Raw genomic sequence first — 21,567 nt, forward strand, 5'->3', positions numbered from 1 at the left:
GTCTGTAGAAATAGGATTCTACAAAAGTACAAGACCTATTGGTCTTGTACATCAATTAAATGATCCAGTTTTTTCTGGAAATAGTCACCTTGCAGATAGCGTGCTTCAACGTTCCATGCATTGGCAAACATTGTCATATTATTCAGTTCACGTAATAACATTTGTGTTGCTTTAATTTCATGGAAGTGATTAATACGCTCTTGTAATTCTTCAGTAGATTTGTCTGAATCGAGCATCTTCGTTAACTGAGGATGTAAGGTAACATGATTAATACTCATCTGATTTAAAATAGATTCGCTATAAATCGAGTTACCAAATTCACGTAATGATATTTCTGCACCACTCTGAATTAATTGAGCTGTATATTTCTGCGCATCATTTAAATTCTTGGCAATATCTTCTTCCGAGAATTGTAAAATGAGCGGGTGGCTTTGTTTGCTGCCCACAATCGTAATTAATTTGGCAATAAACGCGGGGAATGTACGGTCAGAGAAGAGAACTTCTTTGTTTAAATTGACAATAATTTTCGCATCAGGATATTGGGTAATAAAGTTATGTAGCTGTTTACACGCCTCAACTAAAATCCAACGATCCAGTTTAATCGAGAATTCAGGGTCATCTGCAAGTTCACGAATTGATGTAATATCTTGCCAAGCATTATTGTAAATGAAGCCGCTGGTAACTTCGTAGGTGTATAGGTTACTGTCTTGTTTATCATACAGTTGTTGATATTTAAGATGAATTTCCCCACGCTCTAAACTCTTTTGCAGTGCTTTTAATAAGCTAGAGTGTTCTTGTAGATTCAGATGAGAATCCATTAATTCAATATGAGGATGGGCTATTGGGTTAAGTTCAATATTATTTTGTTCTTGCCCAGATGGCAGGGCTGTGTTGTACGCTTGTTCTATTAGCTGTTGGAACTGTTGCTCATCCTTTATATTGTGTTGAATCAACGTGTAACCCATTCTTAAATTTAATGGGAAGGTTTGTTGATTTACACCTAATAATTGTGGTTTAGATAAAGCACTTAATCCAATCAGTTTAGATTCCAACACACTTTCACTAGAGCCTTGGAATAGGCCTGCATATAAGGCATGGTTGACCTTAAACAATGGAACATTGGTTTGTTCTTTTAAGAAGCTATGAATATTCGAAAAATAGGTATTTGAGGTTGCCCAGTCTTGTTGGAATATAGATTCTGGACAAGATGCAAGTGAGAAAAGTACAAGCGCATTGAAATCAGCAGGTTGCTTGGCAATGGTTCTGTTAATCAGTTGATAGGTATTGGGTTGTGCGGCAGGGGCTTCAACTTGGGCTACCGTAGGCTGAGCTGACGCAGTGTTTTCACTTTGATTTAACTCAATCGTGATTTGTAGGGCATCATCTTCAATCGCTGCTAAAAACTCAATTTTTAAAGGATTTGTTTGGACATGACTATTGAGCGTCGTCAGCTCGAAACGACCTTGATCTAATTGACCTTGCGAGATTTTTTTAAAGCGCAGTTTAAAATCATTCAGATCTTGGGGTTGCAATACATCCAGTAAAGGCAAGCCAATAATTTCATCTTCGCTTTTTAAACCAAAGAGATGAAGGTATTCCTTATTGGCTTCGATATGAATCCCTTCTTGAATAATGGCAACAGCTTTATTGCTTTCACTCACCCATGCTTGTGCTTGGGTCTGCACATTTTCAAGCTCTTGCATGAGATGTTGTTGCCCTTGATTCAGGCGACTAAAAGAGAGTGCGCGCAATAAAGACAAGTAGAATCGATCTGGAAAATCTAAATTGGCGACATCATAGACACCTTTTCGGATATAGGATACGTATTGGTTCGGCTCATAATTATCTGGTTTGAGTAAAATAAGTGGTAATTCAGGTTGCTTAGACAGGCGAATAAGACTTAAGGCCTGTTCATATTTCAAATCGTAGGCACGACCGAAAATAACAATATCCCAATTTAACTGGAGTTGTTTTTCAAAAGTTTGTAAGTCATCCAATAAAAAAGCATGTAGCTGATGTTCACTTGTCGTTAATAAATCACAAATTTTATTAAAACGAATTTGGTTGTCATCGATTATGAGTAAACGAGTTTCCGTACGTTTTAATTTTTTGGACAATAGTGGATTTCTCACTTCAATGCTTCCCATAAATCATGATTCTTAATTTCATTGGTTTGTTTTTGAATAAAATTTTTGATCAAATATTCTTGCTGATCATTCAGTAATTCAAAATCGAACCGCATAAAACTTTGCGTAATTAAGTGTGCTTTTAGCAAATAGACTTTCAGTTCATCTTGTTCTAAGCGTAAATGAATCGTTTGTTTTTCTCTGAATAAGTGTGAACCAGGCAAAATAAGCGTGGTCGATACTTCATTCAACTCGGCAGTTTGAACCAATAAGGCAGGATAGTAGTTGCCCGTATTACGATCACTCTTCACATAGACAGCACAAGGGAAAATATCTTGCGCTAGCATTTCGAGTCCGAGTTCAAGACTTTTCTCGGTCGACTGTTTAATCCAGCGGACAACACCACCACGCCATTCACTTTGTGCATTTTCCTGCACAAGAATAAATTCACCTGTTTTTAAATTTTTCGGGGTATTTCCAGACCATTTAATACGGTATCCATTGACACTAATATCAAGGACTTCAGCCGGATAAATTTGTTTTGCTTCGCGATCTAAAGTTTTAATATTGCTCGTACTTAACAGATTATTGTCATTCATGGAGCTAAAAATATTACTTTCAGATTGTAAACCGTAATGTGCATCTAGGTTCAGTGTCTCATTAAAGTTTTTGCCTTTCGACAAATAGAAATGAGCGACATTTAAACCGAAGCAGATATGCAACTGGGCAGAATATTCATAACGTTCATGGCGGCGTTCAGCAGTACTGGTAAGTAAACTATGAATATGGAAATGTAAAGCAGGGGTGAGGAAGATTTTCTCATTCCGAGAAAGATATTCACCGTGCTTACCTTGAGCTTCTGTTAGATGGTCTAATAAATTTTGAGTAGAGATATAAATTGTCGGATTAAAACTACTATTTTGATGCGCATTAAATACAGGCGGATGATCTAATGAAGTATCCACAATATAGCGCGATAAGGTCGTTTCTTTAGGTAAAACCTGAATTAACTTTGCCCAATCATAACTGCATAAGAATAGCCCTTGAATTTCGGATGGTCGAATCTGATGCGGGTTTAAAATATCTAAAAGAATAATTTGTGCATAGATTTGACTAATCGTTTGTAGTTGGTGCTGTGTACCTTGCAATTGATTGATATTGGTTTGGCTAAAATTATGTTGAATTGCACTTTCCATTAACTGGTGGGTGACTAACCATTGACCAGACAGTGGATTGGTATACAGAATTTGCTGTTGATATAGGAGTTGAGCAAGCTGCTGCAAACCATAATAGCTGGAGAGAATACGTGCAGTTTGTAAATTTTTCTTTTGACTAAAAGCAAAAAGGGAGAACTTTTGTTGATTTAGTTGTTGGTCACAGCGTTTCGCAATATCAATATATGTTTTTGCAAAACAACTGCGCAATAACATGGCCAATTCAATAATATGATCATTCCGATCTGTTGTTATTAAACCTTGATTAAAAAAATGTTTTTCTAAACTGGTTAATACATTTTCAATGGTTGGATGAATAGCATGAATTAAATCAAAGCGGAGAGTTTCACTACATTGAAGTTCAGAAATTTCAAGTAGGGCATTAAATAGTGCACGAGAGGAATCACCTAATTGTAAAATAGATAAATTGGACACCCAATCCTGAATGTCCGTCACCGTGCTTTGGCAAAAACTCAATTCATCCAACTTTAATTCAGTCGGTGTTTGAAACATTTCTGCGGTGCTCATATTCATAATTGTTATTTAACTCAGAAAGTTGAAACTCCAAAAAGCGGTGTTTTGTTTTTTTCGCCCGCAATTTCCCTGACAAGTTTAGGTACCAAATATCCTGGTAAGCTTGCTAAAACCTCTTTGTAAATTTCATCAATTTCATTTGAAGCCAAATCAAAGTGCTGTGCACCTTTTACCTTATCGAGAACATGCAGATAGTAAGGCATCACGCTAGCTTCAAATAGTCGATAACTTAAATCGACCAAAACTTGTGCAGAATTATTAACCCCATTTAATAACACTGACTGATTTAAAACGGTGATTTGATTCTGAACCAATGTTGCAAGTTTGGCGCAGGTAAAATCATCTAATTCTGCTGCATGGTTTGAGTGTACCACCAGAATTATGCGTAGCCTACTGTTTTTTAATAAAGAAACAAGCTCTTCATCGACACGGTTGGGGATTACAATAGGAACCCGTGAATGAATTCTCAAAAATTTAATTTGCGGAACAGATTCTAATCGTTCCAACCAGAGTTTTAATTTGCGATTCGATAAAGTAAGCGGGTCACCACCACTTAAAATGACTTCATTCACCTCAGGTTGGCTTTCAATATAATTACGAATATTGATCCAATCTTCATTCTTCGGTAAATTTTCCTGATAAGGAAAATGACGTCGAAAACAATAGCGGCAATGAACAGCACATGCACCTGTTAACGTGAGCAAAAAACGCGATTTATATTTATGTAATACGCCTGGTTGTTGATTGGCTTGTTCTTCACCCAATGGATCGGTAATAAATTCGGGATGATCATTTAATTCTAAATGATGAGGGAGTACTTGCAGTAAAAGCGGGTCTAGAGCATCGCCAATGATCATTTTTTCGACGAACGCACGTGGAACACGCAATTTGAACTGTTCAGAAGCCAAGATTGCCCCTGATAATAATTGGTCTGGTGATAACTGGAGCGTTTCAAGCAACTCTAAAGGGTCTGTTATTAAGTCACTCAGTTGAGATTGCCAGTTTTGCTCTTGATACAAATAGTTTATCATGCCACGTGTTAAAAATAGTGCTAGTCTAGCATTAATAGACTATTCTAGCATTAATAGATTTTAAGTTAGCAAGTTTGGAGTGTGCCAGTCATGGCCAATTATTCTACAAATGATTTCAAGCAAGGCCTTAAGGTTATGCTTGACGGTAACCCATGTTCAATCATGGAAAACGAATACGTAAAACCTGGTAAGGGTCAAGCATTTAACCGTGTTAAATTACGTAACCTTAAAACAGGTAAAGTATTAGAAAAAACATTCAAGTCTGGCGACTCGCTTGAAGGTGCGGACATTGTAGAAGTAGAAATGAACTACTTGTATAACGATGGTGAATTGTGGAACTTTATGGATCCTGTAACTTTTGAGCAAATCGCGGCTGATAAAACAGCAATGGGCGATGCTGCAAAATGGTTAAAAGATGATTCTAACGAACTTTGCACAATCATGTTGTTCAATGGCGTACCGTTAAATGTAAATGCACCAAACTTTGTTGTATTAAAAATCGTTGAAACGGATCCAGGCGTTCGTGGCGATACTTCAGGCGGTGGTGGTAAACCAGCGAAATTGGAAACAGGTGCTGTAGTACGTGTTCCATTATTCGTACAGCAAGAAGAAAGTGTTCGTGTAGATACTCGTACGGGTGATTATTTAGAACGTGCATAATGGTTTAAAAATAGACTATTATCGAAGGGATGATGAAAATCATCCCTTTTTTTATGCCAAAGTCGTAGTGGCATACTAAAGTATAGGGAGTAAAGTCGACAAGGAATTCGGCAGAGATAACGCGAACAAGAAAACTAAACTGCTTAATAAATCTTTAATGAGGTCATGAATGGATACGATTCAACGAAAATCTACGCTCCCCTCCAAACTTATCTGGGGTTTAGTCGCGATTATAGGCGCGGTATCTTTTGGAATATTGGCGGTTAGTCGCGGCGAGCATGTTAACGCAGTTTGGCTGGTTTTAGCTGCCATCTGTGTATACAGCATTGCTTATCGTTTTTATAGTTTATTTATTGCAACCAAAGTTTTTGAACTTAATCCAAGACGGTTAACTCCAGCACATCGTTTAAATGATGGTTTGGACTATGTACCGACCAATAAATATGTTCTTTTCGGCCACCATTTCGCGGCAATTGCGGGTGCAGGCCCGTTAGTTGGACCTATTTTGGCTGCTCAAATGGGATACTTGCCTGGTACTATTTGGTTGTTGGTGGGTGTTGTTCTTGCAGGAGCTGTTCAAGACTTCTTGGTCTTGTTTATTTCAACCCGTCGTGATGGACGATCACTGGGTGAAATGGCAAAGCAGGAGTTGGGCTCATTTGCTGGTATTGTGGTTATGCTTGGCGCGCTTGGCGTAATGATCATTATTTTGGCTGTATTGGCTTTGGTGGTGGTCAAAGCACTTGCACATAGTCCTTGGGGTGTATTTACTATTGCTGCAACAATACCGATTGCGTTGTTCATGGGTATTTACATGCGTTACTTGCGCCCAGGCAAGATCGCAGAGGTTTCCATCATTGGTTTTGTATTGATGATGGCGGCAATTGTTTATGGTGGTAATGTTGCTGCAGATCCATACTGGGGACCATTCTTTACGTTAACAGGCATACAGTTAACGTGGTGTTTGATTATTTACGGTTTTGTCGCTTCTGTTTTACCTGTGTGGTTATTGTTAGCGCCGCGTGATTATTTATCTACCTTCTTAAAAATCGGGGTCATTGCAGGACTTGCAGTCGGGATCATGGTTGCAATGCCGATGTTGAAAATGCCTTCTGTAACGCATTTTGTCGATGGAACTGGTCCTGTATTTGCGGGTTCAATGTTTCCATTCCTTTTCATTACCATTGCTTGTGGTGCAATTTCAGGTTTCCATGCTTTAGTATCTTCAGGAACCACGCCTAAATTGATCGATAACGAAGTAAATATTCGTGTGATTGGTTATGGTGGCATGTTAATGGAATCATTTGTTGCCATTATGGCAATGATTTGTGCGACTGTGCTAGAACCTGGGGTGTATTTTGCAATTAATGCACCTGCTGCTGTGCTTGGGACGACTGTAGAATCCGCAGCAGAGGCAGTACGAAATTTAGGCTTTGTGGTAACCCCTGAAACCTTAAGTTTGCTTGCAAAAGAAGTGGGCGAAACGACGATTCTTTCGCGTACGGGCGGTGCACCGACTTTTGCGATTGGTATGGCACACATCATTACGGAAATTTTTAATAACCGTTCGATGATGGCATTCTGGTATCACTTTGCGATTCTATTTGAAGCATTGTTCATCTTAACTGCGGTTGATGCGGGTACACGTGCATGTCGTTTCATGGTGCAAGATACTGTAGGTATTGTGGTTCCTGCACTTAAAAACACACACAATTTTTTTGGAAACATGGTCGGTACAGCAGTTGCTGTTGCAGGATGGGGTTTCTTTGTTTATCAAGGCGTTGTTGATCCGCTCGGTGGTATTAATAGTTTATGGCCACTCTTCGGTATTGGTAACCAGATGTTGGCGGCTATGGCGTTGATATTGGGTACTGTCATTCTGTTTAAAATGAAGAAAGAGAAATATGTTTGGGTCACCATCATCCCGACGGTTTTCTTAATCATTACCTGTATGACAGCAGGTTGGCAAAAAATCTTCCATGAAAATCCAAAAATTGGTTTCTTGGCGCAAGCAGATAGATTCTCGGCTGCTATTGCGAAGGGTGAGATTTTAAAACCAGCGAAAACATTTGAAGAAATGCAAACGATTGTATTGTCGAATCAAATCAATGCTGCGCTTTGCGCGTTCTTTATGATTGTGGCGGTGGTGATGATCTTTGCTGCGATTGGTGTAATTCGTCGTGCCTTGGCAAGCCCAGTGCCAACAGTCAATGAAGCACCAGCTGTGTATGCAGATCCTGAAGAAGTGACGATTTCTAAGTCACATTAATGTTTTGCGATATGACTTTGCAAGTAAATAAGGTGGGATGAGTAAGATGAATCTTAGATTTGCCAAAGGCGGTAAAACGGTGATTTATAAAATCATCAAGATGACCATCATGTCGCAAAAAGGCTTAATTTTTTCGCCAAAAAATTGGTCAAGAATTGCAACATTGTGGCAGGGTTTACAGCAAAGCTTTCGGTTGATGGTTGGTGTTCCAGATTATGAAAATTATGTGGAGCATATGAAAAAGCACCATCCTGATTTAACTCCAATGGATGCGAAAACCTTTTATCGTCATTGTATAGATTCACGTTATCCAACGGCTGGTGGCAATTTAAAGAAATGTCCGTGTTGATGGATATATAGAAAGTCACTGATTCCTTTGGAAAAAGTTAAAAACGGTGTATGTTAATCATGCACCGTTTTTATTGGGGAACATTTGTGATTTGGGCAAAACAGAAAGAAGAGCAACACTTAGCAGAAGACACACGAAAAATAGATGCCAAAATTCAAGCCTATGCCAGTAAAGTTCAGACTTTTTTGACTCAAATTAACCAGATTATTTTAGATAAAGAACAACAAACCAAGTTGGCGTTGAGCTGCTTGTTGGCAGGCGGACATGTACTTTTTGAAGATTTACCCGGTTTAGGAAAAACCACGCTTTCAAGTGCTTTGGCACATATTGCAGGTCTGCAATTTCAACGTATTCAGTTTACCAATGATATGTTGGCGAGTGACGTGATTGGCGTCAATATGTTTAATCAAAAAGAGCATATGTTTGAGTTTAAACAAGGTCCAATTTTTACCCAAATTCTTTTGGCTGATGAAATCAATCGTTGTAGCCCAAAAACGCAAAGTGCTTTACTCGAGGCGATGGAAGAGGGTGCGGTTACTGTCGATGGGATTCGTTATACCTTACCGCAACCATTTTGGGTGATTGCGACACAAAACCCGTTATTCCAGAGTGGAACATATGCCTTACCTGAATCTCAGCTAGATCGCTTCTTAATGCGGCTGTCTCTGGGTTATCCTTCGCGCTCAGCAGAAAAATTATTATTACAGCAAGATTCAAGACAAGTTTTAATTTCAACTTTGGCACAAGTCTTTCAGCAAGATGAGATATTGCAATTACAACATTTGGTGCAGCAGGTTTATGTGGGCGATGTTGTCATGGATTATCTTCTAGATTTGGCACAAGAAAGCCGTAAAGGGCGCCACGGTTTATCAACACGCGGGCTATTGGCATTAAAAAAAGCAGCACAGGCACACGCTTTAATTGAACAGCGTAGTTTCGTCACTGCGGATGATGTTCAAGCCATTTTTGTTGCGGTTACGGCACATCGAATAGGTCTCAGTGAAATTGAAACTGCACAGCTTATGCGACAGATTCCGATCAGTTAATGGCAAGGAAATTTAAGTTGATTCAGTCATTGTGGTCGAAATGGACAAAAAAAAGATTTAGTTTTGAGCAACAGAAAACATTGACGCAAAAAGATGTGTTGGTTTTTATATATCAGCAAGGTTACTTATATCTGGTGTTGATTTTAATTACCTTTATTGCGGGGGTGAATTATGCCAATAACTTAATTCTTGGTTTTTGTTTTCTGATTAGTGCCATTTTATGTATTAGTTTTTACCTGACCTTTAAGCAGTTGCATGGTTTACAGATTGAAGTTTCCTATACGGAACTGGGGCAAGTGGGGCAGCCTTTAAGCTTAGAGCTCTACTTTAAACAGTCTCAACTTCAAGCACGTTATTTATGGATTAGTGTCGATACGCAGATACATCGGATCATGTTTGCAGATCTTCGATATCGCTATGTAGTTGAACTCAAACCAAATAAACGTGGAGCATTTGAATATCCTACAATCAAGCTTTTTTCAGTCTATCCTTTCGGACTTGTTCGGGCATGGACTTATATGTATTTAAAAGGGCAATCTTGGATTGCACCACATGCTCAATATTCAGTAACGCAACAGCAGTATTCGCGACAAGCACAGGAATTAGATTTGGACGAATTTCGAGAGTTACGTGATTTTCGACAAGGTGATTCTATTCAAACTGTTTCTTGGAAGCAGGTGGCACGGGGACAAGGGCTTTATGTGAAAGTTTTTGAGCAACATGATGATTTACATAGCATAGATATTGATTATCTACATATGCCGAGTACAGATCATGAGGAAAAGTTGAGTCTGATGATGGGCTTAGTTGAGCAATGTGAGCAGCAGCAATACGCTTATCGTTTGCTTTTACCACATGCTGAACTGGTCAAAGGGCTTGGGGAGCAACAAATGCTACAAGCGAAACGGCTGCTGGCACAGGCTTAAATAATGAAAAAGACACTCAACTCTTCGGTCAAATTAACCATTTTATTAAGCTTAAGTTTAATTTTGATAGCGCAAGCTGCATATTTGCCAATGACGCTGTCGGTACTTCTACTAACGGCAATTACAACGCTATATATTCATTTTAGACAAACCGAATTACACGCTTTTTCAAAATTGTGGACAGCTTTGGGTGTACTCGCAGCACTTATGGGCATTTATTTTAGCTATGGCACTTTTATTGGTGTTGAGGCTGGAGTTGCTATATTAACCACGTTTCTTTTTGCAAAAGCCTTAGAAATTAAAAATACGCGTGATGTCATTATTATTTTTAATTTTGCTTTATTCGTGGCTGCGAGTTCATTTTTATTTAGCCAGTCCATCTGGATGGCAAGTATTGTACTTGCCTGTTTAGTTAGTTGTTTTATGGGATTATATCGGCTTCAAACCGCAGGTTTTCAGCATCAAGATAGCACAACAAGTGGGTTTAAGCAGGATTTAAAACATGTTGCAAAATTCATAGGGCTCGCGCTACCTTTTTTTGTGTTGTTGTTCTTATTTTTTCCACGCTTACCGCCGTTATGGCATATCCCAATTCCTGAAAATAAAGCCGTTACAGGCATGAGTGATCGCATGTCACCAGGAGATATTGCAGAATTATCTCAATCCAGTGCTTTAGCGTTCCGTATTTTGGGTGATATGTCGAAGCTACCCCCACGTTCAGAACTGTATTGGCGAGCGATGGTACTCGATCACTATGATGGTCAAACGTGGACCAGTAGCCCATTTAATCAGCAAAATTATAACTCTGGAAATCAGACACGATTGGTTCAGCACACGCAGTTTACATATCGATATTTAGCAGCGGATCCGCAGAGCAGTTGGGTAATGGGGCTGGATCAATCTATCCCGAATAATCCTCAATATTTCTTAAAAAATGATGGCAGTATCGTGCCAAATCGCGCTGTACAGTTGAATGAACCGATAGATTTACAGTGGTTGGGAAAAAATACTCTTACTGATTTTGTTAAAGAGGATCCAACCACTAGAAAAAGTACCACTAAATACCCGGCGGATTTGGATCTTCGCGCACAAAAATTAGCACAACAATTATTTGAACAAGCAGGTCGTGATCCAGAACGATATATCCATCATGTTATTGACTGGTATAAGCACCAACATTTTGCATACACCCTACAGTCAGGATTACTGGGACAGAACCGTATTGATGATTTTTTATTTCAATCGAAGCAAGGTTTCTGTGAACATTATGCATCGAGTTTTGCTTTATTGATGCGATATGTGGGGCTACCAGCGCGTATTGTTGTGGGTTACCAAGGGGGAGAATTAGCACCCGATGGCAAAAGCTGGGAGTTAAGGCAGCTCGATGCTCATGCGTGGACAGAAGTGAAGTTGCATGGTAAATGGATGAGGATTGATCCGACCGCGATTATTGCACCACAGCGCATAGATACGGGGATGCAAAACTATATGGACACTGAACAAAATGTTTGGGGAGCAGAAAGATCTAATGTAAGTTATCAGCAGTATGCTTTACTTAAAAAAATGCGCATTTGGAGTGATTATGCAAGCTATCAATGGCAAAGTAAGGTAGTTGGCTATAATGCTGAATCACAACAAAGCTGGTTAACTCGTTTAGGTATTCGTTCAACCTATGCAATGGTTATGGTATTGATCTTAAGTGTTTTATCTCTTTTAGCAGGGTATTTTCTCTTTATCTTTTATTTAAAATGGAGAAATACCTCTGAAATTGATCGTTTACTTTGGCAGTTTTCTAAAAAATTACAGCATGATTTACGTAAGCAAGAGTCTGAAACAATTACTGTTTGGATGCAACGTCTTAGTGATGAGATAGAAATGGATGATATCCAGATCTTTGAAAATATCGCTCAGTTACACCGAAAGATTATGTATGCACCGAAGCATAGTGAGCAAGAGATGGAACAATTTGCTGAAATGCTTAAAACTTGCACGTTTGTGTTGAAAAATAAAAGAAAGATCTTGTCTAAGTGAAAAAAACTGAATATTATGCGTGACATATAGGCGTATAGCTCAGTTGGTTAGAGCGCTACGTTGACATCGTAGAGGTCTCCAGTTCGAGTCTGGATATGCCTACCAAATATAGCTGTTAATTCAGCAACTTAAAGCCCACTTCAAAAGTGGGCTTTTTGTTTTCGGGGAACTTTCGGGGTATTTTCGGGGAATGAAATATTTTCCTACTGTTAATAACTCGCCCATTTAAATTTAAAAACGATGACTAACGGTAGCTAAATAATTAACTATTTGGACATCTATTCTTATTTAATCTGGACATTTTTTTCTGTTTTAGGGTTAAATGTGATTACACAAAGCCGTGGAACATTGTTTAATAAGTAATCGTGGAACATGATAAACTATTAAAAAATCCCAATACATCTGAGTTGGGGTTTATCAAATCAATTAATACATTGAATTATATGAAATAAAAAGCGAATTGCGTTTAACGTGCATTATGTTAATTTTAGAAAAACTTTAAAGCACTTATTCAGTTCAATGGAAAAAATATTAAATTCCGAAAGTATTATCTTTTGAGCATTCTACAAAAATTAATTAACATACCACCTTAAAAAACGCCCATCTTCATCAAACATTTTCTGAGTTAATGAATAAGGACAAATTGATAAAAAATACCAACCTAAATAACCATGCTCTTCATCCAATTTGTCCATTTTTTCCTTACCAATCCATATTTCTTTAAGTAAAGCTAGCTGCTCATCTGGTGATTCTGTTAAACGTTCCCCGCGTTTCGGATGCTCAATACAATCACCGTAAAACAAACATGCATCACCTCTTTTTAAGAGCCTTTCTAAGGCCATAAAAAAAGCAGTATCAGGATTAAATTCAAATTTTACGTCTGGATAATTTTCATAATCTATCTCACCATCACAGCTATACCATAAATATTCTATTCCCGCATAAGGGTGCCATTCTTTAAAATGTTTTAAAATTACATCTATTTGATTCATGGAAATTTAACTCTAATATTTTAACTTTTTTAAGTGGTTTTTTGAACATCGACTCAAAAACAGACTTGATATTTAATTTTATGACGTAAAGTATGGTTTTGTTTGAGTGAGGCATCTATACAAGTATGAAAACTGAACCTTGGATTGAGGATTGTGATCCATTAAAGCCCTACTATGGGAAATTAAGTAATCAGGAATATACCAATATTTCTAAGATATTTACTTTATGGATTAATCATCATAATCATATTGATCCTTCAGTAATTCATAAAAATAAAAAATTAAATTTATTAGACTACTCAAATAAGTACAATGGAAAATGCAGTCAAGATTTATACCAACTGCTATGTGAGAGTCTAAAGCAAACAGATGGATATCTTTATTGGCTACCCATAAATAGTATAAAAAATAAAAATACCTTTTCCGCATATTCTCCAGCAATGATTGCTAAGACTCCGATAAAAACTAGGTATTTAGATTATGCTTCTCGCTCTTTTCTGCAAATGCAAAATGGCGGATATGCCATTATTGAAAGCAATCTAAACTTTATAGCTCTGGTTGCTGATGGCTACTATATGCAGGTAGCATTAGATCCAAGCTTTATGAATGATCAATTTCAGAAATATCTAGACAGTTGGAACGAAATAGAAAATAACCTTGATGAAACTACAGCACAATGGCTTTCACAGGCCTATTACGTAGATATGAATGATGTAAGAGATGGATTGCTGCTCTTGGAAATGGATGAAAATAGTCTAGAGAAATATACATACTCATTGAAAGATATGAAGAAAGTAGTCATTCATGCACTTTCTGAAAGCGTATCAAACTATTGGCCTGAATTAGCTTTAAACTGGCTTCAAAAAAAACCTGAGTATCTTGATAGTGATGTATTATATTGGATTGAAAATCTAATTAAGGATAAAAATAAGTATTCTCAGAAGGTTAGACATCTGGCCATAAAGATACGTAAGGATTTTTTGGAAATAAGTGCGTTAAAACGCATCTGATCGCATTTTACTTATTTAAATTTTGGAACAATGTAGGCTGTTTATGTCATTTGACTTCGTAAAAATCTTTAAAGAAATTGATCTTCATAAAAATGATCTAGATATTGATAATTTCATGACAACGATCATCAATCATTGTCATGAAATGCAGCCAAACAAAAGTTGGGACCTATTCAAAGAATTAGATTACACAACAGAAGTTAAAAGTTTAGCAGCCCACGTAATTGACTCTTTAGAAAAAGAGGCTTTTCCCTTTATAGAGCAAGGGTTTTGGTTTGGTCTTTCTGATAATGGATATCTATATTTTGCAGTATCAGATCAATACATTGCAGAAGAAGATAACTTAGATTGGATGTCTGAAGCTAAAACATACTATCCTGAGCAAGGCGCTTTTAGCTCTGAAATTTTACGATCTATTGAAGATTTAGCAGATGAAACAGAACTGGATAATTATGCTGAATATCCTTTGTTCTTAGCTTATGCACTTAAACTGGCACAAGCGTCAATGAATCATTATAAAACCGCTTACCCAGAGAGAAAGGTTGGGTACTCTATTGGATATGATTCAGGAGATTTTATTACTGGAGGATGGATCTAATTCTCCCATTTAACATAATGGCAATTATACAAACTTTTAAGTTGGGTTAAATGTACCAAAGCTGATGATCCATTTAAAGAAATCATCAGCTTTGGTATGACTAACGGTAGCTAATCCGCTCTGGTTTTGGCGCTTCATGTCCTTCTAAATAGTGGTCTGTCATTTTCACATTTGCATGTCCAGCCAGTGCTTGTGCGTACTTTTTCCCATACTTCTGTGTAATGTTATAAATGCCCAAGGCACGTAAGTCATGCAGTGATGGTCGTTGGTTTGGTTCCAAATGATCATACGCACCTGATAAGTCCCGATACTTCTTAAACTGTTTGGTAATGTGGTCTTCCGTTACTGCTAAAGGATGTAGTTTCGCATTACGGATTTGCTCGTTAATGCGCTCTGGTCGAGTCGCAATGAGGTAAGGGCAGCGCAGCTTCATAGAATGCTCTACACACTGCAGCACAACTTCTCTTAACTCTGGATGCATGTCCACTTCAATAAACACAGGCTTGTCGTAATTCAGCGATTTATGCTGTAGTACGGTCATGGTGTTGTCTTTGATGTTAATGCTTGAACGCTCCATGACCACCAGATCGGCACGCCGTTGAATAGAATGCAATGCAAGATCTATTGCCAGTTTTAACCACGGCGGACAAACCGACTTCACTAATTCAATCGACTCGTTGGAATGTCGAGTTCGCAGCTTTTCAGGTCGAATTGGTTTTAAGGTTTTCTCGGCAATATTGTCTGGTGCCCAGCCGTTGGCCACTAAGTATTTCCAGATGTCGATAAGCTGTGAACGGTGCTTTTCTGCCTGAAAGTCTGTTTGCTTTTTCAGGTATTCTGAAATCATGAGCAGGGTAATATCGGTACAGTAAAGATGCCCCCACATGTCCTGATATTTCCCAATATTCGCCGTGACATTCACCAAGGTATTTTTGGCAAGTTTCTTCTTGGGTAAATGCAGCTTTTCATATTCACCCAAGGCTTGGCCAAAATTAGGAACACTACTTTGTTTATGTGCTTTTTCTACTGAAGATAGAATTTTTGACACTATGTCAGGGTTACGCTCAAGCACAGTGTTGAGTGCCTGAGCTGCCTTAATGGCTTCGTTTCGATCTTTACCTAATGACTTGCGCTGTCCGTTTGGTAGTAGGTAGCGAAAGTACATGGTGCCATTGGGCTTTTTGTCTACTTCGACATGGGGAGGTAGGTCCAAGTTCCCCGATTTACGACCTCGAGGAGCCATGTTAAATCTCCGCCAATATTCGGTCTGCAATAGAGTTACCCGTTTTAGGTGGAGACTCTAGTTCCACCTTAGGTACATCATCTGAATAGTACAAAGGAGCACCCCAAGATGTGCATTCGACATACCATTGTTTACCAATTTTTTTACCACTGAGCCAACCACGTTTTATATGGCTGACCAGTGTGTCGCGTTTTGGGCGGGATGCTTCGTCTTGCCAATAGCGTTCAGCAAATACCTTGAGCTTGAGGCGTTGGATATTAGATGTCATTTGGAGTTTCCTCCTTATTGCATTTACATAGACCGAAAAGAGCGTATGTCAGTGGATTTGGTGCATCATCAGGTGTGACGTCACGAATGTTTTTGAAATAACTTTTCTTCTTCACAACTACTTCGCAAATATCACCTGCAATATCTATAACTTTGCCAGTTTTTGATGAAAATCTTGCGCTATTGGATGTCTGGTAGGTTGTGGTGAAACTAACTTCATCACCAACTTTAATGTTTGAGCGATCTACTGGAATGTATTTATCACAGCTTTTACAGCGGTAATCATAAGTAGCCATGTGCTTACCCTCCAATTACAACATAGAAGAATTGGATGACTAGCCACAGAACGAAAGCGAGTAGGGCAAACAGGCTAAATTCTTTGGCGTTGGTGTAAATGATTTGCCAACGTGACGGGCGTAGTTCTACTGTAGTAGGGTGTTGAAAAAGGATAGGCGTCGTTTGACTGGATATAGGCTTTTGTTTCATACTCATCTCGCAGTTATCTGTAAAGCACCCATGAGTTCGAAGGCAGGGGTGCTTTTTGTTGTTTACGAGATAAATATTACCAAAAAGGTAATTAAATGCAAGTTTAAATTACCTTTATCGTAATGATAGCGTTTTTTCACCGTCAATATATTTTCGTGTAATGTAAGGCTGCATCGGTTCATATATTTCTGAAGTAGCACAAATTATTTGGAAAGGTGGGGATAGCATATTGGATACTCGTACAATTATAGCTTGCAAATTTTCTGCACGTGTTTGTTCTAGTCCACCATCATTAATACCATCTAATATTAAAAATTTAGGTAAACGCATAGATGACTCTTCATTTGCTACTAATAATAATGCCAAATGGAAAAGTTGTTTAAGTAATATCGAGGAGCTTTGAGAGAAATGGCTTGTACCATTTACAGTTATTTCATTATCTTCGAATATTACAAAAATTTCATTTTCTGGATCCATAAACTCCGTTTGTAATCCAGTATCTAATGAAAGTAAGTATTTTAGTGTTTTATTTATTTTATCTAACAATCTGTGTCGTTCATTCTCTGAGCGGTCTTGTAAAAGCTGTATATGGTCATTAATTTTATTAAGATGACTTTGTAACTTATCACGATGAACTTGGAGTTTTGTAACTTCTTGAGCAATCTCTAACTTCTGACGAACATTAGTAATTTCAGTTTCGATCTCCCCTAATTCCTTGTAAGCTCTGATACTTTCAATTTCAAAATCAGTATGCCATCTTGAAGTTAAGAGCCTGAGATCTTGCTCTTTCTTATTCATATTACTTTTTATCTTTGAATACTCCTCATTTAATTTTAAAAAATTATTATTGTTGTCTTTAATTATTTTTGCAATTTCCTGAATTTGAAAATTTATTTCAGTTTTCATTTGTAATAAATTTAAATTATTATTTAATAGCCCTGTTGGACTTTTACACAAATTACAAGTATTCGGGTCAGCAGCCTTAATAATTTTTTCATGACAGCAAGGACAGAACTCAAAATCAATATCATTTATTATTAGGTTAGAACTTATAGCATTTTCAATATCAATAAGTCTGTTGTTAAGTTCAATATTGAACTGGTCTAAATCAGTGTTCTCATAATTTATTTCATTAATTTTATCTTCGATTGCAAGCATACCTTTATTTAAGGCGCTAAGTTCATTTTTTAGTTTTGTTTGTTCATCTGTTTGATTGTCAGATGTGCTAATTTCTGTAATATTTTTATTTAAATTATGAATTTTTTCTAATATAGTGCCTTTTCTTATTTCTAAATTATTTATTTCACTTATTAAAAAATCTTCAATTAAATGCTCAGATGTTTTTCCAATGATTTGAAAAAAAGATTGGATACGATTAATTGTAGCAGTTAATTCTTTATCTGTTCTTCTTCTATTTAGTTGTAATTCATATAGCTCACCACTAAAGATTCCTAATACATAATCTCGAATTGCGGTACGCTTCTCAGAATTATCCCAAGGGTCTTCTCGATATATTGGTAAGTTATTGTTTTTTTGCTCAGCATAAAGTAAACGTAAAACTTGATGAGTTGTAATACTTGTTTCCGTAGAAACTGTTGATGGATAATTTAAATAATCAAAGAAAAACTTAGAAAAACCAGATTTTTCCTCTGTAGAATTATAAGGTAGTTTTAACCAAGTATCATTAGGAGAAGCTAATGAGTTTTTGATATCTCCGAAAAAAATTAATAAAGGAGCTCTAGAGTTTTTAATTTCTCTTTTAATCGTGATAATTGATTCTTGGATACTTACCTCAAGAAAAACAAAATCACATGCTAAGGCAGCAGGTTTAAATTTTATATTCTCTGCACCAAGTGCATAAGCTATTAAATCTAATATAGTTGATTTTCCAACACTATTGTTTCCATATATGACATTTAAACCATTATTAAAATTAAGGTCAATTACAAGTCTTCCAGATTTTGAACAAGTTAAATTTTTAACAATAAATGTATTATAAGTTGTCATATCGATATTCCATTAAAAGAGTTCTATGCTTAATTCCATCTTTACCTTTCAATGGATATATAGTTAAGTATTCAAGAAATAATTTTTCAGTTTCTTCTGATAAAAAAGGACTTAATTTTCCATCAATGGTAATTTTAGAAAAATTCTCTCCTCTACAATATGAGTTCGTGTTTATATTAAACTCTAATATTTTATTACTAACTAGTTTTTTCAAAACTTGTTCTTGAATTCCCCCCATCTTTCTCGCCATATAAAATGGATTGCTACAAGGTCGATAGGTATCATCTATTCTTTTTAATTCGCCTTTAAGCTTTTTAAATTCATTTGGAACTCTTGTTGTACTAAGCTTTTTTGGGAAAACTATATAAAAATCAATGATTTTTAATCTGTCAATTTCCAGTGAAATACTTGGATGAAGATGTCTAAAGAGTGTGATTAATCGATAGCAACAATTACTTGAATCAAAAGCTGGGTGATAAATTAACATTTTTTATCCCAACAAATATGACAATTACCAGCAAGAAAATACATTAAATGAATTACACAATCATCATTATAAGATAGTGGTGTACCAATTAGTGTACTTTGTATTGGAGTAATTACTTCTTTAAAAATTTGTGCTTCAATTATTTCAATTGAAGCATCCGCTTGAATTAGTGGAACTATTAATGAGTCATAAGTTATTTTTATCTTACTGAGTATTCTACCAATAAGATATTGTAAAGCAGGTTTATCTTGATTTTTTAAGATAAATTTAGAAGCTTTTAATTTATATCTTAAAGCGTCATCAACCATATAATATCGACCAGAATCCTTTAACTTTTGCTCAAGTCCTCTAACATCACTTCGGTGATGTTGTGAATAATGTTCAATATCATCTAATTCATTTTCAATATCAATGGTATCCCCACTATCAATTTTTGCCATTATGTCAAGGAATGGTTGAAGTAGGGATACATGTCCATTTGCTGGTAAATGAATATGATAGCTTTGAGATTTATCAATATCTCCGCCAGCAACATCCCCCCCAGCTTGAATATCTTTTTGGCTAGTCATTTTTTAACAGATTTATCAATATCTCCGCCAGCAACATCCCCCCCAGCTTGAATGCCTTTTTGGACTACCTTTTTAGAGTTATTATTTCTACTTTGGTATATTGTTATTCCTATACCACTAGCCAAAATCACACCAAGTATAGAAAGAATTTCTGTTAAATGCTGTTGAATAAAGTCCATGATTTTTCTCGCTTTAAATTAAACATCTCTATATAAACCCACAACTTTTCCAACCAATTTGCATCCTTCACGAAGCTCCATGATTTTTCCAAGCCATTTCAGGTTTAAGGGTTCTAAATACATACCATTGCTTTCTACTATCAATTTCTTGAAAGTTGCTTCTGTTTCACCATCGCAAGCAACGATAACCAAATCACCTGTTTTTAAATCACTTATTTGAAAGTCAGGATTTACATAAATTTTATCGCCAGGGCGGAAGTCTGGAAGCATAGATTCACCAACAACTTCCAAACCATAGCCATGTTTTCCACATTTAGGGTTAGGTGGTAACCATTCTTCAAACTGTGTGCCAGCTGGAACAGCTTCTACAGTAGTCCAAGCACCAGCTTGAACCCAAGAAATGACAGGAACAAATTCACCTTTCATTGGAATCGGTGCAGAGACATTTCCATCCGTTATATTTTGCTCATCATGTGGTAGATCTAGCCAACCATGTGGCTTATCGAAAGCTAACTCAATTTCTCGAGCTACTTTATTGCCAATACCTTTTATTGGATTCGTACCTGCAAATTGACTAGTTTGAGATTGTCCTTTTCCAATTTTGTCAGCAAAACTAGACACACCACCAACTTGTTCAACAAGTAAGCGGGTGTTTTTGTATCTGATTGATTTGCTGTCCATATATTCCCTTAAGTTTTCTGTGACAAGTCACATGAGCTAATTGTAGTTTCATCACCAAAAAGGTAAACAAGAAAAAAGATTGTTTTTTTATTACCTAAAAGGTAATATTTGGATTGATACGAGAGGATCAATCAATGAATTTCCGAGATTTCATACTTCAGCAAAGCCCAAATGAATTAGAACAATATGCAAAAGATGCAGGAACAACAGTTGGTTATATAAAAACTCATTTATTTTATGGGTATAAAGAGCCTCGTAAAAATCTCCGCAAAGCCTTGTCTACAGCGAGTAAAGGAAAAGTTTCTGAAGCTGAAATACATCAACATTTTGGTTTATATCCCGCATTGGTAGAAAACAACCAAAATGGTAATAAATCAGCCATCTAATAAACACGTTCAAAGGAACTCGTTATGAACATATTAGATGCTGCTTACCACACCGTGCACGACTACAAAGGTGGAGCAAACGCACTCGCACCACGTATGGGCATCAAAAGTCCCGCCGTGCTGAATAGCAAAGTCAATCCAAATACTGACACTCATCACTTAACGCTGCTCGAAGCATCCAAGTTGATGACGCTGACCAACGACTACCGAATACTGCAAAGCCTCAATGCCCAACACGGCAAAGTCGCAATCAACCTGCCTGACATACCCGAATGCAGAGATACAGCACTCACAGATTTGGTGCTGAGCTTTGGCATGAAAGGCGGAAACGTCTACACGCTGTTTAAAGAAATGATGGCAGACGGACGCATCACACGCGGAGAAGCCATAGACATGTCTAAGGTCATTCACCGACTACACGAAATACTTGCCGAACTGGATGCACAAATACACCAGTGCGTAGACGACAAATAGAG

Annotated in this window: 22 protein-coding genes and 1 tRNA gene; 11 read left to right on the plus strand and 12 right to left on the minus strand. The window is 37.1% G+C overall.

Annotated features, from left to right (window positions below; all coding sequences use genetic code 11):
• Positions 1–35: 35 nt before the first annotated feature.
• From M5E07_RS05735 to epmB, 3 genes are read right to left on the minus strand one after another with little or no spacing between them, the layout of a single operon-like run.
• Positions 36–2,147: an EAL domain-containing protein gene (locus M5E07_RS05735; protein ID WP_252222827.1), complete on the minus strand. Its 2,112-nt coding sequence runs from the start codon at positions 2,145–2,147 to the stop codon at positions 36–38.
• Positions 2,129–3,874 (minus strand): cyclic-di-GMP receptor FimW-related protein, encoded by a 1,746-nt coding sequence (locus M5E07_RS05740; protein WP_116759276.1) that lies wholly within the window; start codon positions 3,872–3,874, stop codon positions 2,129–2,131. Before M5E07_RS05740 ends, M5E07_RS05735 begins: the two co-directional genes overlap by 19 nt.
• 14 nt (positions 3,875–3,888) lie before the next feature.
• Complete coding sequence (epmB, locus tag M5E07_RS05745; RefSeq protein WP_116759277.1) at positions 3,889–4,905, minus strand: EF-P beta-lysylation protein EpmB; 1,017 nt, start codon at positions 4,903–4,905, stop codon at positions 3,889–3,891.
• A 90-nt stretch (positions 4,906–4,995) separates the two neighbouring features.
• On the opposite strand from epmB, the gene efp reads away from it, so the two are divergent.
• The 7 genes from efp (at position 4,996) to M5E07_RS05780 (ending at position 12,291) form a co-directional block, all read left to right on the plus strand.
• Complete coding sequence (gene efp, locus M5E07_RS05750; RefSeq protein ID WP_116759278.1) at positions 4,996–5,565, plus strand: elongation factor P; 570 nt, start codon at positions 4,996–4,998, stop codon at positions 5,563–5,565.
• Between the two features lie 169 nt (positions 5,566–5,734).
• Complete coding sequence (locus M5E07_RS05755) at positions 5,735–7,834, plus strand: carbon starvation CstA family protein (protein WP_252222830.1); 2,100 nt, start codon at positions 5,735–5,737, stop codon at positions 7,832–7,834.
• A 46-nt stretch (positions 7,835–7,880) separates the two neighbouring features.
• Positions 7,881–8,183: a YbdD/YjiX family protein gene (locus tag M5E07_RS05760; RefSeq protein WP_116759280.1), complete on the plus strand. Its 303-nt coding sequence runs from the start codon at positions 7,881–7,883 to the stop codon at positions 8,181–8,183.
• Between the two features lie 86 nt (positions 8,184–8,269).
• Positions 8,270–9,229, plus strand: a complete 960-nt coding sequence (locus tag M5E07_RS05765) for an AAA family ATPase (RefSeq protein ID WP_416224515.1) — start codon at positions 8,270–8,272, stop codon at positions 9,227–9,229.
• A 20-nt stretch (positions 9,230–9,249) separates the two neighbouring features.
• Complete coding sequence (locus M5E07_RS05770; RefSeq protein ID WP_434087805.1) at positions 9,250–10,155, plus strand: DUF58 domain-containing protein; 906 nt, start codon at positions 9,250–9,252, stop codon at positions 10,153–10,155.
• Positions 10,156–10,158: 3 nt separating this feature from the next.
• Positions 10,159–12,186, plus strand: a complete 2,028-nt coding sequence (locus M5E07_RS05775; protein ID WP_252222836.1) for a transglutaminase TgpA family protein — start codon at positions 10,159–10,161, stop codon at positions 12,184–12,186.
• A 28-nt stretch (positions 12,187–12,214) separates the two neighbouring features.
• Positions 12,215–12,291, plus strand: a tRNA-Val gene (locus M5E07_RS05780).
• Positions 12,292–12,758: 467 nt separating this feature from the next.
• Here the strand turns inward: M5E07_RS05780 and M5E07_RS05785 are convergent.
• A complete protein-coding gene (locus tag M5E07_RS05785; protein WP_252222839.1) occupies positions 12,759–13,178 on the minus strand; it encodes a hypothetical protein in 420 nt (139 codons plus the stop codon).
• 125 nt (positions 13,179–13,303) lie between these two features.
• Between M5E07_RS05785 and M5E07_RS05790 the strand changes: the two genes are divergently transcribed.
• On the plus strand, positions 13,304–14,188 hold the full coding sequence (locus tag M5E07_RS05790; RefSeq protein WP_252222842.1) for a hypothetical protein: 885 nt from the start codon (positions 13,304–13,306) through the stop codon (positions 14,186–14,188).
• A gap of 43 nt (positions 14,189–14,231) precedes the next feature.
• Positions 14,232–14,786, plus strand: a complete 555-nt coding sequence (locus M5E07_RS05795) for a hypothetical protein (RefSeq protein ID WP_252222845.1) — start codon at positions 14,232–14,234, stop codon at positions 14,784–14,786.
• A gap of 100 nt (positions 14,787–14,886) precedes the next feature.
• Here the strand turns inward: M5E07_RS05795 and M5E07_RS05800 are convergent, their stop codons facing one another.
• The 8 genes from M5E07_RS05800 to M5E07_RS05840 form a co-directional block, all read right to left on the minus strand.
• Positions 14,887–16,029: a tyrosine-type recombinase/integrase gene (locus M5E07_RS05800; protein WP_252222848.1), complete on the minus strand. Its 1,143-nt coding sequence runs from the start codon at positions 16,027–16,029 to the stop codon at positions 14,887–14,889.
• A 1-nt stretch (position 16,030) separates the two neighbouring features.
• Positions 16,031–16,297 carry a hypothetical protein gene (locus M5E07_RS05805; protein ID WP_116763134.1) on the minus strand — a complete coding sequence of 89 codons (267 nt, stop codon included), beginning with the start codon at positions 16,295–16,297 and terminating at the stop codon, positions 16,031–16,033.
• Positions 16,287–16,592, minus strand: coding sequence for a hypothetical protein (locus M5E07_RS05810; protein ID WP_252222851.1), 306 nt, complete (start codon positions 16,590–16,592; stop codon positions 16,287–16,289). The genes M5E07_RS05805 and M5E07_RS05810 overlap by 11 nt, the downstream gene beginning before the upstream one ends.
• 304 nt (positions 16,593–16,896) lie before the next feature.
• Positions 16,897–18,789 carry an AAA family ATPase gene (locus M5E07_RS05820; RefSeq protein ID WP_252222857.1) on the minus strand — a complete coding sequence of 631 codons (1,893 nt, stop codon included), beginning with the start codon at positions 18,787–18,789 and terminating at the stop codon, positions 16,897–16,899.
• Complete coding sequence (locus M5E07_RS05825; RefSeq protein WP_252222860.1) at positions 18,776–19,276, minus strand: ABC-three component system middle component 5; 501 nt, start codon at positions 19,274–19,276, stop codon at positions 18,776–18,778. Before M5E07_RS05825 ends, M5E07_RS05820 begins: the two co-directional genes overlap by 14 nt.
• Positions 19,270–19,845, minus strand: coding sequence for an ABC-three component system protein (locus M5E07_RS05830; protein ID WP_252222863.1), 576 nt, complete (start codon positions 19,843–19,845; stop codon positions 19,270–19,272). Before M5E07_RS05830 ends, M5E07_RS05825 begins: the two co-directional genes overlap by 7 nt.
• Entirely contained in the window at positions 19,842–20,024 is a 183-nt protein-coding gene (locus tag M5E07_RS05835) for a hypothetical protein (RefSeq protein ID WP_252222866.1), read from the minus strand. The genes M5E07_RS05830 and M5E07_RS05835 overlap by 4 nt, the downstream gene beginning before the upstream one ends.
• Before the next feature lie 18 nt (positions 20,025–20,042).
• Positions 20,043–20,705, minus strand: coding sequence for a LexA family protein (locus M5E07_RS05840; protein WP_252222869.1), 663 nt, complete (start codon positions 20,703–20,705; stop codon positions 20,043–20,045).
• Positions 20,706–20,839: 134 nt separating this feature from the next.
• On the opposite strand from M5E07_RS05840, the gene M5E07_RS05845 reads away from it, so the two are divergent.
• Entirely contained in the window at positions 20,840–21,091 is a 252-nt protein-coding gene (locus tag M5E07_RS05845) for a hypothetical protein (RefSeq protein ID WP_252222872.1), read from the plus strand.
• A gap of 24 nt (positions 21,092–21,115) precedes the next feature.
• On the plus strand, positions 21,116–21,565 hold the full coding sequence (locus M5E07_RS05850) for a phage regulatory CII family protein (RefSeq protein ID WP_252222875.1): 450 nt from the start codon (positions 21,116–21,118) through the stop codon (positions 21,563–21,565).
• Positions 21,566–21,567: the final 2 nt, after the last annotated feature.

Origin of the sequence: Acinetobacter tibetensis (assembly GCF_023824315.1) — a bacterium.
GTDB classification, from domain to species: Bacteria; Pseudomonadota; Gammaproteobacteria; order Pseudomonadales; family Moraxellaceae; genus Acinetobacter; species Acinetobacter tibetensis.

Excerpts from the sequence above, each read along its gene's own strand:
- epmB (WP_116759277.1), bottom strand. The coding sequence starts at position 4,905 with ATGATAAACTATTTGTATCAAGAGCAAAACTGGCAATCTCAACTGAGT.
- M5E07_RS05760 (WP_116759280.1), top strand. The coding sequence starts at position 7,881 with ATGAATCTTAGATTTGCCAAAGGCGGTAAAACGGTGATTTATAAAATC.
- M5E07_RS05795 (WP_252222845.1), top strand. The coding sequence starts at position 14,232 with ATGTCATTTGACTTCGTAAAAATCTTTAAAGAAATTGATCTTCATAAA.
- M5E07_RS05805 (WP_116763134.1), bottom strand. The coding sequence starts at position 16,297 with ATGACATCTAATATCCAACGCCTCAAGCTCAAGGTATTTGCTGAACGC.
- M5E07_RS05845 (WP_252222872.1), top strand. The coding sequence starts at position 20,840 with ATGAATTTCCGAGATTTCATACTTCAGCAAAGCCCAAATGAATTAGAA.
- M5E07_RS05740 (WP_116759276.1), bottom strand. The coding sequence starts at position 3,874 with ATGAATATGAGCACCGCAGAAATGTTTCAAACACCGACTGAATTAAAG.
- M5E07_RS05775 (WP_252222836.1), top strand. The coding sequence starts at position 10,159 with ATGAAAAAGACACTCAACTCTTCGGTCAAATTAACCATTTTATTAAGC.
- M5E07_RS05800 (WP_252222848.1), bottom strand. The coding sequence starts at position 16,029 with ATGGCTCCTCGAGGTCGTAAATCGGGGAACTTGGACCTACCTCCCCAT.
- M5E07_RS05790 (WP_252222842.1), top strand. The coding sequence starts at position 13,304 with ATGAAAACTGAACCTTGGATTGAGGATTGTGATCCATTAAAGCCCTAC.
- M5E07_RS05835 (WP_252222866.1), bottom strand. The coding sequence starts at position 20,024 with ATGGACTTTATTCAACAGCATTTAACAGAAATTCTTTCTATACTTGGT.
- M5E07_RS05830 (WP_252222863.1), bottom strand. The coding sequence starts at position 19,845 with ATGACTAGCCAAAAAGATATTCAAGCTGGGGGGGATGTTGCTGGCGGA.
- M5E07_RS05825 (WP_252222860.1), bottom strand. The coding sequence starts at position 19,276 with ATGTTAATTTATCACCCAGCTTTTGATTCAAGTAATTGTTGCTATCGA.
- efp (WP_116759278.1), top strand. The coding sequence starts at position 4,996 with ATGGCCAATTATTCTACAAATGATTTCAAGCAAGGCCTTAAGGTTATG.
- M5E07_RS05785 (WP_252222839.1), bottom strand. The coding sequence starts at position 13,178 with ATGAATCAAATAGATGTAATTTTAAAACATTTTAAAGAATGGCACCCT.
- M5E07_RS05850 (WP_252222875.1), top strand. The coding sequence starts at position 21,116 with ATGAACATATTAGATGCTGCTTACCACACCGTGCACGACTACAAAGGT.
- M5E07_RS05735 (WP_252222827.1), bottom strand. The coding sequence starts at position 2,147 with ATGGGAAGCATTGAAGTGAGAAATCCACTATTGTCCAAAAAATTAAAA.
- M5E07_RS05820 (WP_252222857.1), bottom strand. The coding sequence starts at position 18,789 with ATGACAACTTATAATACATTTATTGTTAAAAATTTAACTTGTTCAAAA.
- M5E07_RS05755 (WP_252222830.1), top strand. The coding sequence starts at position 5,735 with ATGGATACGATTCAACGAAAATCTACGCTCCCCTCCAAACTTATCTGG.
- M5E07_RS05810 (WP_252222851.1), bottom strand. The coding sequence starts at position 16,592 with ATGGCTACTTATGATTACCGCTGTAAAAGCTGTGATAAATACATTCCA.
- M5E07_RS05840 (WP_252222869.1), bottom strand. The coding sequence starts at position 20,705 with ATGGACAGCAAATCAATCAGATACAAAAACACCCGCTTACTTGTTGAA.